We start from the raw sequence: 14,284 nt of genomic DNA, 5'->3' as shown, positions 1-14,284 counted from the left end.
CGTCTCAGACAGGCCCGGACCCCGCATCATCGAGGACCAAGAGAGATGGCGAAGAAGGCCCCGGCTAAATCCCCCAAGGCGAAAGCCAAAAAGAAACCCGCTGCCAAGAAGGCCGCGCCGAAAAAGGCCGCGCCGGCAAAGGCTGCAAAGAAATCCGTAAAGAAGACGGCGCCGAAAAAGGCCGTGGCTAAAAAGGCCGCGCCGAAAAAGGCGATAAAGATAAAGAAGACGGCGAAAGCGAAACCTGCGGCAAAGAAGGCCGTACGGAAAGCAGCGCCGAAAAAGCCGGCAGCAAAAAAGGCTGCGCCGAAAAAGGCCGCGCCGAAGAAGGCTGCGAAGAAGGCAGTGAAGACCACTCGCCGCGCTGTGAAAAAGGCAACACCTGCCGCGAAGAAGCCTGCGCTGAAGGCGAAGCGCGCGGCGAAGAAGGCCGTAAAGGCAGCAACGCCGCGCAAGACCGCCGCGAAAAAGCCTGCCGGCAAGACTGCCGCCGCCAAAAAGACGGCGCCGGTGAAGAAAGCCGCGCCGAAGAAGGCAGCCGCAAAAGCGAAAGCTCCTGCGAAGAAGCCGGTTGTCGCCAAAGCCGCGCCAAAAAAGGCCGCACCGAAAAAGGCCGCCGTGAAAAAGGCCTCGTCAGCCAAAGATAGCGGCAGCTTCGGCGCGCGCCGCTCGCTGAAGGTCGGCAAGCGCAGCTACACCTATTTCAGCTTGCCCGACGCGGAGAAGAAGGGGCTCAACGGCATCTCGCGCCTGCCCTTCTCGCTGAAGGTCCTGCTTGAAAACCTGCTGCGCTTCGAGGACGGCCGCACCGTCACCGCCGACGACATTCGCGCCGTGAAGACATGGCTCGAGACGCGCACATCCGACCGCGAAATCGCCTATCGCCCGGCGCGCGTCCTGATGCAGGACTTCACCGGCGTTCCGGCCGTGGTCGATCTCGCCGCCATGCGCGATGCCGTGAAGGGCCTCGGCGGCAACCCGAAGAAGATCAACCCGCTCGTGCCGGTCGATCTCGTGATCGACCATTCCGTGATGGTCGACAAGTTCGGCACCCCGACGGCCTTCAAGGAAAACACCGACATCGAATATTCGCGCAACCGCGAACGCTACGAATTCCTGCGCTGGGGCGCGAAGGCATTCGACAATTTCCGCGTCGTACCGCCGGGAACGGGCATCTGCCATCAGGTGAACCTCGAATATCTCGCCCAGACCGTCTGGACGAAGACCGAGGGCAAGGAAGAGATCGCCTATCCGGACACCTGCGTCGGCACCGACAGCCACACCACGATGGTGAACGGTCTCGCGGTGCTCGGCTGGGGCGTCGGCGGCATCGAGGCGGAAGCGGCCATGCTCGGCCAGCCCGTCTCCATGCTCATTCCCGAAGTCATCGGCTTCCGGCTCACCGGCAAGCTCAATGAGGGCGTGACGGCGACCGACATGGTGCTGACCGTCACCGAGATGCTCCGCAAGAAGGGCGTGGTCGGCAAGTTCGTCGAATATTTCGGCACCGGCCTCGACAATCTCGCGCTTGAAGACCGCGCGACGATTGCGAACATGGCGCCGGAATATGGCGCGACCTGCGGCTTCTTCCCGATCGACAACGAGACGCTGAAATATCTGAAGGCGACGGGCCGCTCGGAGGAACGTGTCGCGCTCGTCGAGGCCTATGCGAAGGCACAGGGCATGTTCCGCGAAAAGGGCATGCCGGATCCGATCTTCACGGACACGCTCGAACTCGATCTCGGAAGCGTCGTGCCGAGCCTCGCCGGTCCGAAGCGTCCGCAGGACCGCGTCGCTCTCACCGATGTGAAGACGAACTTCCACCATGCGCTCGAAGGTGAATTCGGCAAGCCGGGCCAGGCCGGACGGCGCGTTCCCGTCGAAGGGCAGGATTACGATCTCGGTCATGGCGATGTCGTGATCGCCGCCATCACCTCTTGCACCAACACCTCGAACCCGAGCGTGCTGGTCGCGGCCGGTCTCGTGGCGCGCAACGCGCGTGCCAAGGGCCTCAAGGTGAAGCCGTGGGTGAAGACCTCGCTCGCGCCCGGCTCGCAGGTCGTGACGGACTATCTCAACAAGTCCGGCCTGCAGGACGATCTCGACGCCATGGGCTTCGATCTCGTCGGCTATGGTTGCACGACCTGCATCGGCAATTCCGGTCCGCTGCCGACCGAAATCAGCCAGGCGATCAATGCGAACGATCTCGTGGCCTCGGCGGTGCTCTCGGGCAACCGCAACTTCGAAGGCCGCGTGTCGCCGGATGTGAAGGCGAACTACCTCGCCTCGCCGCCGCTGGTCGTCGCCTATGCGCTGGCAGGCTCGACGCAGATCGACCTCACCACCGAGCCGCTCGGCCTCGGCAGCGACGGTCAGCCGGTCTATCTGAAGGACATCTGGCCCACCTCCAGGGACGTCGCCGCCACGGTGCGTTCCTGCGTGACGCCGGAAATGTTCCGTACCCGCTACGCCAACGTCTTCGACGGCGATGCCAACTGGCAGAGCATCAAGGTAACGGGCGGCCTGACCTATGACTGGGACGGCGGCAGCACCTATGTGCAGAACCCGCCCTATTTCGTGGGCCTGCAAAAGACGCCGGGCGAACTCTCCGACGTCAAGGACGCTCGCATCCTCGGTCTCTTCGCGGATTCGATCACGACCGACCACATCTCGCCCGCCGGCAACATCAAGGCGCAGAGCCCCGCCGGCTCCTACCTGAATTCCAAGCAGGTGGGCGCGCAGGATTTCAACTCCTACGGCGCACGGCGCGGCAACCACGAAGTGATGATGCGCGGCACCTTCGCCAACATCCGCATCAAGAACCAGATGCTGAAAGGCATCGAGGGCGGCGTGACGAAACTGCAGCCGGAAGGCACGCAGATGCCGATCTACGACGCGGCGATGGAATACAAGCGGCGCGGCGTGCCGCTGGTGATCTTCGCCGGCAAGGAATACGGCACCGGCTCCAGCCGCGACTGGGCCGCGAAGGGCACGATGCTGCTCGGCGTCAAGGCCGTGGTAGCGCAGAGCTTCGAGCGTATTCACCGCTCGAACCTCGTCGGCATGGGCGTCGCCCCGCTGCAGTTCCTCAACGACATGAGCTGGCAGTCGCTCGGCCTCGACGGATCGGAGACGGTGTCGATCGAAGGCCTCGCGAACGTGAAGCCGCGTACCAAGGTGAAGGCGGTGATTACGTTCGCCGACGGCACGAAGCAGTCGATCGAGCTCCTCTGTCGCATCGATACCCAGGATGAAGTCGATTACTACGAGAATGGCGGCATCCTGCCCTACGTGTTGCGGAGCCTCGCCGCGTAAGCGTGAAACTCATGAAGACGGAAAGGGCGCCCCTCGGGCGCCCTTTTTCTTTGCGTCCGGCCCTTCACCCGAACGTGACTCGCGCACCTCCCGGCCCGGGCTTATCCTCAACCTCAAAGGAAGGAAGGTTTCATGCTTGCGCGCCGTATCGCGGGTCTTCAGAAGTTCGCAATCGCTGGCATCCTGCTTGCCGTCGCGGCGGCCGCTTCTTCCGCCGTCTGCGCCGAGACCAGACCCGTCGTGGTGGAGCTTTTCACCAGCCAGGGTTGCTCGTCATGTCCGAAGGCCGACGCTTACTTGCGTGAGCTCGCGCCGCGCGAGGACGTGATCGCACTCTCCTTCAATGTGGATTACTGGGACTATCTCGGCTGGCGGGACACGCTGGCGAGCCCCGCCTTCACCAAGCGCCAGAAGGCCTATGCACGGGGTCTCGGCCTCTCCGGCGTCTACACGCCGCAGATCGTCGTCGACGGCGTTGTCGAAGGCGTCGGAAGCCATCGCGACGAAATCGACGATGCCATTGCCAGGCAGGCAGCGAAATCCGCCGGTGTCGGGGTTTCGTTCAGGGATGAAGGTACGTCGCTCATACTCGACGTGGCGGGAGGTGCGGCGCCTGCGAAGCCCGCTACGCTCTGGCTCGTCCGCTACACAACGGAGGAGGCCGTCGATATCCGGCGCGGCGAAAACCGGGATCGCACCATCGCCTACGCCAATGTCGTTCGCGAGCTGACGCCTGTCGGCATGTGGAAGGGCAAGCCGCTGAGCCTCACCTTGCCGAAAAGCGAACTGCTGACGAAGGGGTTCGAAGGCTGCGTCGCGCTTCTTCAGGCCGGAGACGGCGGTCCCATTCTCGGCGCCGCGCGGATCGACCTGTCCCGATGATATCTATTCGATGTCGGCAGGGCCCGCTTCGCGCGTAACGATATCCATCGTCTGGGTAAGCTGGCTGCTCACATCCTGCGGCAGTTTATAGACCCAGGGACCGAGCCGCGCGTTGAGCACGGCGGCACGGGCTTCGGCATCGCTCATATCCGCACCCTCCGCCACAAGCGCGGGATCGGTGTCCGCCGTGAATTTGCTCCACAACGCACCGCCCTGGCCGCCCATGCGCATGGTGAGGCGAACGCCATCGAATGTCTCGAATACGACCTGCGGCGCGGTTTCCGGGAAGTCCAGCGTGTCGGCGGGCGCAACATCCTCGAAGCTCGCATCCACCAGTGCCGTGGCGACGCGATTGACGACCGGCGCGCCGCGTGTCGCACGGCCTTCGGGCACATTCACGATGGCGAAATCGGCTTCGTCCGCATTGGCGCGCGAGATGACGACCGGCCGCTCGGTATCCGCCCAGAGTGTCACGCGGGCGAGGTCCTTGCGCGGAATATCGACGAAGGCAGGATCGAGCCACTCCGCCACCGATTTCAGGAGCGGCAGGCGGCCGCGCGCGAGCCATGTCTGGTCCTCGCCGTCGCGGCGCACATAGACGAGCCCCTCCCCTTTTACATCGACCGCACGCTCCGGCACCTTGCCGATAAGCAGGGCAGCGACACGGTCTTCCTTGCCGCTGAAGAATTCGACCCGCACCGCCGATCCGATATCTTCGGGCGCGAGCAGGCCGAGATTGCGGTGCCACTCTGGATTGGCCGTGCGCGGCTCGTAGGCTTCCATTTCGCCGACGCCGAGCAGCGTCTTCTTGATGAGGTCGGGATCGACAGGATAGCCGTTGCGCGCTTCGGCACCCCAGGTGCCGTTCTCGCCCCGCAGCATGACGATTTTCGTCTCGCCGCTGAGCCCCCGGCTTGCCGTGTAGACGATACGGTCGACGCGATCGAGTTTTCCGTCCAGACCCTCGAACAGCGGGTGGGGCACGAAGCTCGCCCGGACGCTGCTGCGGTCGGTGATCACGGCGATGCTTGCGGCGATCACGGCAACGAGCGTCGCCACGGCCAGCACGGATAGATTGCGCAGCGGCGTGTTTTCACGAAGCGATTGAAAGGACGTGGCCATCGCTTACGCTCCCTTTTCGACGCGCGCCTTGCGGCGGCGGTAACGCAGGAAGGCGGCACCTAGCGCCAGGATCGCAAGCACGATCGGCACCAGCGCGATGTTGACGAAGCGAAGCTGGGCGCCAAGCCCCTCGACATCGCGGCGGAGATCGCGCTGCACATCGCGCAGCCGCTTCCGGCTTTCGAGAAGCTCGGCGCGGAACTGCCTGATTTCAGCGCTTTCCTCGGATGTAGGGCCGCCCGCGGCAGCATCGGCACCCGGACCTCTCGTCTGAAGTTCCGTGAGGCTGCGTTCCGTGACCGCGATTTTCTTTTCGAGCACTTCCTGTTCGGCCAGGAAACGCCGCTCCGCCGCCCGGCGCAAATCTTCCACGACCACGAAGGGCCGGTCGATCTTGCTGCGCGCGCGGAGCGAAATGAGTTCGTTCGAGCCCATCAGATTGTCCACGGCAGACATGATGAAAACCGCATTGTCCGCGATCGGCTGCGCCACGCGCTCGCCGAGATAGGATTCCGTCTGCACCCAGAAACGGTCGTCGAATATGTCGCTGTCGGCGAACACGATGATATTCGCGTCGCGTTCCGACTGCGCGATATAGGGGCCTGCCTTTTCCTGCGACTTGCGCGGGCTCGCGGCGCCCTCCTGTGCGACAGGCGCCTCGGCGGGCGGTCCGTCGAAGGCGCTCTTCACCGGACCGGAGACACGCGCGGCGATGACATAGCTTTCGTCTGTCGGCGAGAAATCCCTCAGGAGATCGTCCGGGCGCGGCCCCGCCTTGACCTCATCGACGTCATAGAGACGGGAATCCTCCGTCGTCGTGACGAGCGGCGCGAAGACCGTCGTCGCATCCTTCACAGGCGTGAGCGAACCCGCCGTGCCCAGATTGAGACGCGAGACATCCGCCGTCACGAGATCTTCGGCGTCCACATTGGCGCGCGGCACGGCCAGCCAGATCACATAGTCACTTTCCTGCCGCCTCGCATCGAGACCGGTACGCACGCGCTGCGCGATCTTGCGGTCGCCCACGATCTTTGTCGGATCGTAGTCGATGCCCCAGCTTTTCAGCAGCGGCCCGAGATCGGACGCTTCGGTATAACCGCGGATCGGCTCGCCGTTCGGTCCCGATGTCAGGCTGACTTCCGAGTGTGGATCCACAAAGGCGAGAATGTGCCCGCCGCGCATGACGAACTGGTCGATCGCATAAAGTGTCGGTTCGTCGAGCGGCCGGGGATGCGCGATCATCAGCACATCGACCTTTGCAGGCACCGCCTGGAATTGTTGTTCGAGAAATTCGATCTCGAAGCGGTTCTGCAACTCCTCGTAAATCATGAAGGGCAGCGACTCGCCCCGCATGGCCGACATAAGGCCACCGACGCCGGTATCGAGCGGCAGGTTGGTCACAATGCCGAGCACGGGCCGCGTCGGCCGGCTCAGGTTCTGGATCATCCGCGCAACGTCGTATTCGAGATACTGCTCGCGTTCATCGGTGAAGAAGGGCACGGCTTCGAGCCCGTCCACCGCATTGGTGCCGACGAGACCGAAATAGATGACGTCGCCACTCGCCGTCGGGGCCCCCTTGAGGCCGAGCGACATGGCGAGGTCCTCCTCTTCGGAGAAGGCTTCCGGATCGATCACTTCGAGGCGGACATTGCCATTGGACCGCGCCCGGATTTCCTCCAGCAAGTCGCGCACATGGCTCGCATAGGTGCGGATGCGTGCGTAATCGTTGGCGAGTTTCTCGGAATAGAAGAAGCGCAGCGTGATCGGCTCCTCGATGGAAGAGACGACCTCCACCGTACCGTCGGACAACGTGTAGAGATTGTTCTCCGTGAGATCGATCCGTGCCGAACGGAAGACGATGTTGGAGAAAAGATTGACCGCGAGGAACAGCACCGCCAGCAGCACCAGCATGATGACGCGGTAGGCCGAGCGGCTGATCTGCTGGTTCAGCATGATCTCACCCTGCCTTCTTCATATCGACGACGATGCCGCACGCAATGAGCCACGCACCGATCAGCGTGACGAAATAGATGACGTCGCGCAGGTCGATGACGCCCCGCGTGATCGCATTGAAGTGGGTCAGGAACGAAAACGAGGCAATCGTGCTCAGGACCTGCTGGGGCGCCCAGCCGGAGAAGAAGTCGATGACCATGGGCAGCCCCGACACCGTGAAAAGGAAGCAGACGGCGACGCTGACGACGAAGGCGATGACCTGGTTGCGCGTGACGGCCGACAGGCACGAACCGATGGCGAGATATCCGCCCGCCATGAAGAAGCTGCCGAGATAGCCGGCGAGGATCACGCCGTTGTCCGGATTGCCGAGATAGTTGACGGTGAGCCACATCGGAAACGTAAGCGCGAGCGCGATGCCCGAAAATACCCACGCCGCCAGAAACTTGCCGAGTACCGCCGCCCAGAGCGGGATGGGCAGCGAGAGCAACAGCTCGATAGATCCCGTGCGGCGCTCTTCCGCCCACAGACGCATGGAGATGGCGGGGAGAAGGAAGAGATAAAGCCAGGGGTGGAAGTTGAAGAAGATCGTAAGGTCGGCCTGGCCGCTCTCGTAGTAGCCGCCGAGATAGAAGGTGAAGGCGCCCATCGTGAAGAGGAAAATCACGATGAAGATGAAGGCGAGCGGCGTTGCGAAATAGCCGCCAAGCTCGCGGCGGAAAACGGCAAGGAGTTCGTTCATGCCGCGTCCTTCTCGTCCGCTTTGGTGTCGGAGCGCGTGAGGCTCCGGAAAACTTCATCCAGACGGCCCGGCTCGCCGTAAAGCGCACGCACCGGCCAGTTCTCGTCGCGCGCGAGCCGCGCCACGGCATCCACCAGCAGCGTGTCGCTTTCGGAGGCGCGCACGGGAAAGAGCGTGAAGGTTGTTTCTTCGCCGCGCGGCGCGACTTCGATGCTGGCGATGCCCGGCAGGTTGCGGAGCTTTTCCGCCGTCGCCACCGTCGTCTGCCCGCCAAGCGTCAGTGAAACTGCATTGTGGTAGCGCGAGCGCGACATCAGCGCGGCGGGCGTACCGTCCGCCACGATCTGCCCGTGATCGATGATGAGCGCGCGCGTACAGATCGCGTCGACCTCTTCAAGAATATGCGTCGAGATGACGATGGCCTTTTCGGCGGCCATGCGGCCGATCAGCTTGCGCACCTCGAACTTCTGGTTGGGATCGAGACCGTCCGTCGGTTCGTCCATGATGAGGACGGGCGGATTGTGGAGGATCGACTGCGCGAGACCGACGCGGCGCCGAAATCCTTTGGAAAGCGTGTCGATCGGCTGGTCGAGTACCGAGGCAAGTTCGGTCGCCTCTACGGCACGGTCGATCGCCTTGCCCGCTTCGGCGGCCGAGAGACGGCGCACGCGGGCGATGAAGGTGAGAAAACCGCGAGGCGTCATGTCGCCATAGGCGGGAGCGCCTTCCGGCAGATAACCGATGACGCGCTGTGCGGCGAGCGTCGATGCGACGACGTCATGGCCGCAGACCCGCACGGAACCGGCGCTCGGCGCGAGAAAGCCGGTGATCATTTTCATCGTGGTGGATTTGCCGGCGCCGTTCGGCCCGAGAAAGCCGAGCACTTCGCCGCGCCTGACGGAAAAGCCGATGCGGTCGACCGCGGTGAACGGGCCGAATTGCTTGGTGAGACCGTCGATGACGATCATCGGCTCACCCTGCGCCATATTCGTGTCGGACGGACTGATGATGCCTCTCCCCGGAACGCCGTACTTGAAGCGGCGGCTGTTCCTTTTTCCTCCCCCGCACCTCTCCCCAGGACGGGAAGCTTGTGTAGGACAGCCCGCCAACCCCTTCAAGTGAAAGATGTTTCATTTTCAGGAGCGGGTGCAGTACCCCCCAAAACAGTTGCCGCCCGGGAGGGGGGATTCCCGGGCGGCTGGAGCTGTCGCTCGTTTTAGTAGGGTGTTGCACTCTCCCCGGGGGGATGGGGTGGCCCGGCTCCCCCAATCTATCCCGGTGGGGCTGGGGGGCTGATGAAACCGGAACGTCGCAAGGAACCGGGCCAGTGAGGCAACGATGCAAAGATGGAGGGTCAGTGTGGCTGACGAAGGGCTGAAAAAAGGCAATATTGTGGTTTCGTAAATACTTTGAATCTCGCCCAAAAATGGCGGAAAGCTTGAAGACTTGTAACAATCTGATGACGCCGGCGCGGCGCATGTGCCATGCTTCAATGCCATATGAAAAGGGAGATCGCCGCCGCATGACGGATAGCGCCGATTACGGTTCCCGCGCGGGGGAAGCCTCGTATCGCCTCGCTCTCGTTCGCATGGACGGCAAGCCCGACGCGGCGCCCAAACGGCAGCGGGAACCGGAAGTCTTTTTCAATCGCGCCGAACTCGACGCCATTCTCTCCGTCTACGGCCAAAAGGTCGCCGAAGGCGAATGGCGCGACTATGCGATGGGCGGCTTCAAGGATGTCGCGATCTTTTCGGTTTTCCGGCGGACAAGTGAAATGCCGCTCTACCGCATCGAAAAACGGCCGAAGCTCGCCCGCAGGCAGGGTGCCTATGCCGTGGTGGCGGCGACAGGACTGGTGCTGAAACGCGGCCACGAACTGAAGCAGGTGCTGCGGGTTTTCGAGAAGCGTTCGCTCCGTTTGATCGACGCCTGACGGACGGCAAAAAGCCCCGGCGTTTCCGCCGGGGCTTTGTTTTGTCTCGCAGGTTCCGTGCCTTAGCTGCGCTGGTTGCCCAGGAACTGCAGCAGGAACATGAACATGTTGATGAAGTCGAGATAGAGCGAGAGAGCGCCCATCACGGCTTTCTTGCCTGCGGCGGCGACGCTGTCGCCTTCGTAGTACATGCCCTTGATGCGCTGCGTGTCGTAGGCGGTGAGGCCCGCGAAGATCAGCACGCCGAGCACGGAGATCGCGAATTGCAGCGCGGAGCTCGCAAGGAAAATGTTCACCACCATCGCGATGATGATGCCGATCAGGCCCATGAACAGGAACGAACCCATCCCGGTCAGATCGCGTTTTGTCGTGTAGCCGTAAAGGCTTAGCGAGCCGAAGGCGGCCGCCGTCACGAAGAAGGTCGTGGTGATGCTCTGGCCTGTATAGACGAGGAAGATCGACGAGAGCGAAAGACCCATGACGCCCGCGAAAGCCCAGAAAGTGAGCTGGGTGGCGGCGAGGCTGAGTTTCTGGATGCCGAAGCTCAGCACCAGAATGAAGGCCAGCGGCGCGAGCATGACGACCCATTTGAGCGGGCTCGCATAAAGCGTCTCGCCGAAGGCCGTGAGAACGGGACCGCCCGCGGTTTCCTGCACGGCGGCGTTATAGGCGAAGTAGGCGACAAGCCCCGTGAGGGCGAGTGCACCCGCCATGTAGTTGTAAACACTGAGCATATAGCTCCGGAGACCCTGGTCGACCGCCATGTCCGCGCGGGCGCCCAAGCGGGCCTGATGAAGCCTGTCCTGATCGTAGTTCGCCATATATCTGCACCCTCCTGAGTGTGCTTGAACGTATATTGGCCGATGCCTGTGCGATTTCAAGCAAAACCGGACCGGTCACAAATCCTTGAAAACCCTCACCGAGCCGGCGTCTGTCATCGAACTGTCATAAAAACGTCATGCGCCCCGCGACGGCTCCCCCGAAAAAAAGTAATCCCCGTTTTCAGTCCGCCCGCAGGACCGACGCGGAGGGCACCGAGAGCGCCCGCCAGGTGCCGAGCAGCCCGAGCGCGACCGTGACGAGGGTCGCGCCGGCGACCGTGACGGCGAGCGTGGCCGGCAGGAAGCGCCAGGGCATCTCCATGACCATGGTGACGACGACGAAGGCGGCACTTGTCCCCGCCACCGCCGCGACGAGCGCGGTGGCAAGACCGAGCGCGGCGTACTCCCGGACATAGATGCCGAGGATGCGGCCCCGCGTGGCGCCGAGCACCTTGAGGACGACGGCATCGCGCACGCGGGACCGGAAACCCGCCGCCATCGCGCCGGCAAGGACGAGGATTCCGGCGGCCAGCGTGACGCCGCCCGTGGCGCGGACGGCCATCGCGAAATTCTCGAGGAGCGAGTTCACCGCCTCGAGCGCCTCGCGGACGCGGACGGAGGTGATGTTCGGGAATTGCGACGTGACCTCGCGCTCCAGCGCCTCTTCCGCCTGCGGCCCGCCTTCCATGTCGACGGTCGCGAGCACGGTGTGGGGCGCGGAGGACAGCATGCCGGGCGAGAACACCAGCACGAAATTGATGCCGAGGCTCGACCAGTCGATCTCGCGCGTATTGGCGACCGCCGCCGAAATCTCGCGGCCGAGCACATTGACGGTGATCGTGTCGCCGATGCCGACGCCGAAGCCCTGTGCCAGTTCCTCGCTGAAGGAGACGAGCGGCGGGCCTTGATAGTCCACCGCCCACCACGAACCGCGCACCAGCGACGAGCCTTCGGGCAACTCGGCGGCATAGGTGAGGCCCCGGTCGCCCCTGAGCGCCCATTGAACGTCGGGCGTGACGGTGAGCTGGTCCGACGGCACGCCGTTCACGGCAGAAATCCGTCCACGGAGCATCGGCACGCGGTTGAACCCGGTGACGCCGTCGGTGCCCGTCACCAGCGTTTCCAGCGCGTCGATCTGGTCGGGCTGCACGTCGACGAAAAAGAAGGCTGGCGCGCGGTCGGGAAGCTCGCCCGCGATCTCGCCGGTGAGGTTGCCGTTGATGAGCGAGATGGTGACGAGCAGCGTGAGGCCGAGGCCGAGCGACAGCACGACGGCCGGCGTCGGCGCGCCGGGCCGGTGGATATTGGCGAGCGCAAGGCGCAGCTCCGGCGAGCGCATGCGCGGCGCGCGCGCGGCAAGCGCCATGATGCCGTTGGCGGCGCCCCAAAGCACGACGAAGACGCCCGCCGCGGCACCGACGAAATAAAGCGCGAAGAGACGCTCCTCCGCGAGCGCGACCGCCAGCGCGGCAAGCGCGAAAAGCGCGCCCGCCGTCGCCGCGATATAGAGCGGACGAGGGAAGCGGCGCGACGGCGCGACGAGATCGCGGAAGAGGCTGGTGGCCGGCACTTCACGCGCGCGGGCCAGCGGCCAGATGGCGAAGGCAAGCGCCGTCAGCACGCCATAGGCGGCGGCGAGGAGGAGCGGCCCCCAATAGACCCCGAGATCGGCGGGAATGGGAATCATGTCGCCCGCCACCGCGTCGACGATGAAGGGCGCGACGCCGCCGATGACGAGACCGATGAGAATGCCGACGGCGGCGAGCGCCATCACCTGCATGAGATAGAGGCGGAAGATGAGCGGCCCCGGCGCACCGAGGCATTTGAAGGTGGCGATGACGGTGCGCTTGCCGTCGAGATAGGACTTCACCGCATTGGCGACGCCGACGCCGCCGACGACAAGCGCGGTGAGGCCGACAAGCGAGAGGAAGAGCGCCACGCGCTCGACGAAACGGCGCACGCCCGGCGCGCTGTCGCTGCGGTCCTGTACGCGCCAGCCTGCATCGGGAAAGCGTTCGTTGAGCGCCGCGACCCAGGCGGCAATTTCCTGCGGGCTCCGCGCATCGTCGGGCAGGCGCACGCGGTAGTGATAATTGACGAGGCTGCCCGGCTGCACGAGACCCGTGAGCGGCAGCGCATCCGCCGCGATCATGGCGCGCGGGCCGAGCGCGAAACCGTCCGCGACGCGGTCCGGCTCCCGCGCGATCGAGGCGCGAAGCTCGAACTCGGCATCGCCGATGCGGACGAGGTCGCCCGGCTGGACACCGAGCCGCGTCAGGAGGTTCGGTTCGACGACGAGACCCGGACGGCCGTCGCGGATGGCGAGCGCGTCGGCGAGCGGCATTTCCGGCGACAGTTCCATTTCGCCATAGAGCGGATAGACGCCGTCGACGGCTTTCAGTTCGACCAGCGTCTGGCTGCGTTCGGCCGTCTCGTCGGCGCCGCGCGCCATCGCGCGCATTTCGGCGGAAGCGGAAACGCTTGTGCCGTCCGAGATGAAGGCACGCTCTTCCGGCGTCGCCTCGCGGTGGATGAGGCGGATGGCGATATCGCCGCCGAGAATTTCCTGTCCGCCCTCGGCAAGACCGTGCGTCAGCGCCGAGGAGACGGAACCGACGCCCGCGATGGCGGCGACGCCGAGCGCGAGGCAGGCAATGAAGACGCGAAAGCCCTTGAGCCCGCCGCGCAATTCGCGCCGGGCAAGACGGGCAGCCAGCGCGAAGGAGGCTTCGCCGTTCATGTCAGGCACTCACTCAAATATCCACCCTCCCCCTGTGGGAGGGTCGAAATTCGGGACGCGCAGCGGGACGAATTTCGGGGAGGGGTAAGCGAGGAACCTGGGCGCATAATCGATATCGCGCTCGTCGCCGGGAGCGGAGACCCCCTCCCCAAACGGCCTTCGGCCGTTTGACCCTCCCACAGGGGGAGGGTGGACAGATTTATTTCATCTGCATACAGATTAACAATATCCATGTGATCGCGATTCATGAAAGGACTATGGCGCGAAGCCGCGCCCCCCACCCGGGAAATACGCGTTCCGCGAATTTCCCGACCTCCCCGCAAGGGGGAGGTGAACGGGTGCACGGCTGCAAACTCACTCACGCCGCCGCTCCCGCTTCGATGCTTTCGACCAGGCCGTCGCGCAGGCGGATGACGCGGTCGCAGCGGGCGGCGAGTTCCTCGTCATGCGTGATGAGGACGAGCGTCGTGCCCTTGCGGGCATGGAGGTCGAACATGAGTTCGATGATCTCGTGGCCTGTTGCCTGATCGAGATTGCCGGTCGGTTCGTCCGCCAGCAGGATTTCCGGGTCGCCCGCGACCGCGCGCGCCAACGCCACGCGCTGCTGCTCGCCACCCGACAACTGCCCGGGGTAATGGGTGAGCCGGTGGCCGAGGCCGACCAGGCGAAGCTCTTCCTCCGCCCGCGCGAAGGCATCGCCCCGGCCGGCGAATTCCAGCGGGATCGCGACATTCTCCAGCGCGGTCATGGTCGGGATGAGGTGGAAGGACTGGAAGACG

At 64.2% G+C, this 14,284-nt stretch carries 11 protein-coding genes; 3 read left to right on the top strand and 8 right to left on the bottom strand.

What is annotated here, in order from left to right:
- Positions 1-26: 26 nt before the first annotated feature.
- Positions 27-641 (bottom strand): hypothetical protein, encoded by a 615-nt coding sequence (locus tag Q8S60_RS07190; RefSeq protein ID WP_305274742.1) that lies wholly within the window; start codon positions 639-641, stop codon positions 27-29.
- Between Q8S60_RS07190 and acnA the strand changes: the two genes are divergently transcribed.
- Together acnA and Q8S60_RS07180 are read left to right on the top strand one after the other, a co-directional pair.
- The gene (gene acnA / locus Q8S60_RS07185) at positions 619-3,315 is read left to right on the top strand and encodes an aconitate hydratase AcnA (protein ID WP_305325628.1); all 2,697 of its coding nucleotides are present in this window, start codon (positions 619-621) and stop codon (positions 3,313-3,315) included. The two genes, Q8S60_RS07190 and acnA, sit on opposite strands and share 23 nt — an antisense overlap.
- A 132-nt stretch (positions 3,316-3,447) precedes the next feature.
- Positions 3,448-4,197 carry a thioredoxin family protein gene (locus Q8S60_RS07180; protein WP_305274744.1) on the top strand — a complete coding sequence of 250 codons (750 nt, stop codon included), beginning with the start codon at positions 3,448-3,450 and terminating at the stop codon, positions 4,195-4,197.
- A 3-nt stretch (positions 4,198-4,200) separates the two neighbouring features.
- On the opposite strand, the gene Q8S60_RS07175 is transcribed toward Q8S60_RS07180, so the two are convergent.
- Genes Q8S60_RS07175 through Q8S60_RS07160 form a run of 4 tightly spaced genes read right to left on the bottom strand, consistent with a single transcriptional unit; the run spans position 4,201 to position 8,997 of the window.
- Positions 4,201-5,319 carry a DUF4340 domain-containing protein gene (locus tag Q8S60_RS07175; RefSeq protein WP_305274745.1) on the bottom strand — a complete coding sequence of 373 codons (1,119 nt, stop codon included), beginning with the start codon at positions 5,317-5,319 and terminating at the stop codon, positions 4,201-4,203.
- A 3-nt stretch (positions 5,320-5,322) separates the two neighbouring features.
- Complete coding sequence (locus Q8S60_RS07170; protein WP_305274746.1) at positions 5,323-7,272, bottom strand: Gldg family protein; 1,950 nt, start codon at positions 7,270-7,272, stop codon at positions 5,323-5,325.
- Between the two features lie 4 nt (positions 7,273-7,276).
- Complete coding sequence (locus tag Q8S60_RS07165) at positions 7,277-8,011, bottom strand: ABC transporter permease subunit (RefSeq protein ID WP_305274747.1); 735 nt, start codon at positions 8,009-8,011, stop codon at positions 7,277-7,279.
- Positions 8,008-8,997: an ABC transporter ATP-binding protein gene (locus Q8S60_RS07160; protein ID WP_305274748.1), complete on the bottom strand. Its 990-nt coding sequence runs from the start codon at positions 8,995-8,997 to the stop codon at positions 8,008-8,010. The genes Q8S60_RS07165 and Q8S60_RS07160 overlap by 4 nt, the downstream gene beginning before the upstream one ends.
- Positions 8,998-9,533: 536 nt before the next feature.
- Between Q8S60_RS07160 and Q8S60_RS07155 the strand changes: the two genes are divergently transcribed.
- The gene (locus Q8S60_RS07155; protein ID WP_305274749.1) at positions 9,534-9,944 is read left to right on the top strand and encodes a DUF2794 domain-containing protein; all 411 of its coding nucleotides are present in this window, start codon (positions 9,534-9,536) and stop codon (positions 9,942-9,944) included.
- 62 nt (positions 9,945-10,006) lie between these two features.
- Here the strand turns inward: Q8S60_RS07155 and Q8S60_RS07150 are convergent, their stop codons facing one another.
- The 3 genes from Q8S60_RS07150 to Q8S60_RS07140 all read right to left on the bottom strand — a co-directional run.
- Positions 10,007-10,765: a Bax inhibitor-1/YccA family protein gene (locus Q8S60_RS07150; RefSeq protein ID WP_305274750.1), complete on the bottom strand. Its 759-nt coding sequence runs from the start codon at positions 10,763-10,765 to the stop codon at positions 10,007-10,009.
- A 181-nt stretch (positions 10,766-10,946) separates the two neighbouring features.
- Complete coding sequence (locus Q8S60_RS07145; protein WP_305668460.1) at positions 10,947-13,505, bottom strand: ABC transporter permease; 2,559 nt, start codon at positions 13,503-13,505, stop codon at positions 10,947-10,949.
- A gap of 358 nt (positions 13,506-13,863) precedes the next feature.
- On the bottom strand, positions 13,864-14,284 hold a 421-nt coding region (locus tag Q8S60_RS07140), incomplete at its 5' end, for an ABC transporter ATP-binding protein (protein ID WP_305668459.1).

Source organism: Parvibaculum sp., from assembly GCF_030694575.1.
In the GTDB taxonomy this organism is placed as follows: Bacteria; Pseudomonadota; Alphaproteobacteria; order Parvibaculales; family Parvibaculaceae; genus Parvibaculum.
This window is presented reverse-complemented; position numbering and strand designations above follow the sequence as displayed.

What these genes read in the sequence shown, in the direction of transcription:
- Q8S60_RS07180 (WP_305274744.1), top strand. Translation starts at nt 3,448, where the DNA reads ATGCTTGCGCGCCGTATCGCGGGTCTTCAGAAGTTCGCAATCGCTGGC.
- Q8S60_RS07175 (WP_305274745.1), bottom strand. Translation starts at nt 5,319, where the DNA reads ATGGCCACGTCCTTTCAATCGCTTCGTGAAAACACGCCGCTGCGCAAT.
- Q8S60_RS07170 (WP_305274746.1), bottom strand. Translation starts at nt 7,272, where the DNA reads ATGCTGAACCAGCAGATCAGCCGCTCGGCCTACCGCGTCATCATGCTG.
- Q8S60_RS07165 (WP_305274747.1), bottom strand. Translation starts at nt 8,011, where the DNA reads ATGAACGAACTCCTTGCCGTTTTCCGCCGCGAGCTTGGCGGCTATTTC.
- Q8S60_RS07160 (WP_305274748.1), bottom strand. Translation starts at nt 8,997, where the DNA reads ATGGCGCAGGGTGAGCCGATGATCGTCATCGACGGTCTCACCAAGCAA.
- Q8S60_RS07155 (WP_305274749.1), top strand. Translation starts at nt 9,534, where the DNA reads ATGACGGATAGCGCCGATTACGGTTCCCGCGCGGGGGAAGCCTCGTAT.
- Q8S60_RS07150 (WP_305274750.1), bottom strand. Translation starts at nt 10,765, where the DNA reads ATGGCGAACTACGATCAGGACAGGCTTCATCAGGCCCGCTTGGGCGCC.
- Q8S60_RS07145 (WP_305668460.1), bottom strand. Translation starts at nt 13,505, where the DNA reads ATGAACGGCGAAGCCTCCTTCGCGCTGGCTGCCCGTCTTGCCCGGCGC.